The sequence below is a fragment of the Microtetraspora sp. NBRC 13810 genome, assembly GCF_030268685.1.
Taxonomy (GTDB): Bacteria; Actinomycetota; Actinomycetes; order Streptosporangiales; family Streptosporangiaceae; genus BSRQ01.
Genome location: NZ_BSRQ01000052.1, coordinates 1 through 1,262 on the forward strand (window position 1 = coordinate 1; position 1,262 = coordinate 1,262).

1 protein-coding gene is annotated in these 1,262 nt (G+C 69.1%); it reads right to left on the bottom strand.

The window, feature by feature from the left end; translation table 11 throughout:
- A protein-coding gene (locus QSK26_RS41390; protein ID WP_285780846.1) for an IS3 family transposase occupies nt 1-1,193 on the bottom strand; the annotation gives its coding sequence in 2 pieces (ribosomal slippage) (nt 1-881 and nt 881-1,193; 1,194 coding nt annotated over the 2 pieces). This gene is flagged as partial in the annotation.
- Nucleotides 1,194-1,262 lie beyond the last annotated feature (69 nt).

Genomic DNA, 1,262 nt, shown 5'->3' on the forward strand with positions numbered 1-1,262 from the left:
CTCGTAGGCGATCGGGCTGAGTTGGCCGAGGCGGGAGTGCCGTCGGACCGTGTTGTAGCGGGTGATCCACCGGAACACGGCCAGGCGGGCGGTCCAGGCGTCGGGCCAGTGGTGCGCACCCTGCAACGTCTCGCGTTTGAGGGTGGCATTGAAGGACTCGGCCAGCGCGTTGTCGGCGCTGGTGCCGACCGCGCCGCGCGAGCGGGTGACGCCGAGCCGGCGACAGGCCCGGGCGAACTCCCGCGAGCAGTACTGCGCCCCGTTGTCGCTGTGGAAAACCGCGCCGTCCAGGCGGCCGCCCCGGGTATGCGCAGCTGCCTGCAGCGCGTCGATGACGAGCTCGGTGCGCATGTGATCGGCGATCGACCAGCCTGCCAGCCGGCGCGAGTACAGATCCACGACCGTGGCCAAGTACAGGAAACGGCCGCCGCCGACGGGCAGATACGTGATGTCGCCGACGTAGCGGGTGTTCGGCTGCGCGGCGGTGAAGTCGCGCTGGATCAAGTCCGGCACCGGGGCCGCGTCCGGCTCCGGGATGGTGGTGCGGATCTTCTTGCGCAGCCGCAGCCCGGCGATGCCGTGCTCGCGCATCACCCGTTCCACCCGCTTGTGGTTGACCTTCATCCCTGCTGCGCGCAGCTCAGCCGTCATCCGGGGCGAGCCGTAGGTGCCGTCGTGCTCGGCGTGGACTCGCCGCATCCGCTCGGCCAGTTCCGCGTCGGCCCGGCGGCGGGCCAGCCGCGCCGCAGCCCCCTTCAGCCACCGGTAGAAGCCCGAGCGAGACACCTGCAGCACCCGGCACAACCGCTTCACCCCGTAGAGCGCCTTGTGATCCTCAACGAACTGGAAGCGGTTCACCAGTTCGTCTCGCCCGCGAAAAGCTTGGCCGCCTTGCGCAGGATGTCCCGCTCTTGCTCCAGCTCCCGGATCCGCGCCTTGAGCTGCTTGTTCTCTTCTTCCAGCACGTCGTCCGAGGGTACGTGCCCGCCCGACGCGGCCTTACCCACCGGGGCCGCGCCGGCTCCGCGTTGTCCGCCTTCGCCCCGGGCCTGCGCGGCGCGAACCCAGACTCGCAGCGTCTCGCGGCTGACTCCGAGGTCCCTCGCGATCGACGTGATCGTCCGATCCGGCCTCGACAACACCAACGCCACCGCGTCGGCCTTGAACTCGGGTGGGTAGTTCTTCATCACCATCAGGAACATCTCTTCCCCTGGACCTCAAGATCCAGTCTTCGAGGTGTCCTCGTTCAAGGGGGAATGCCC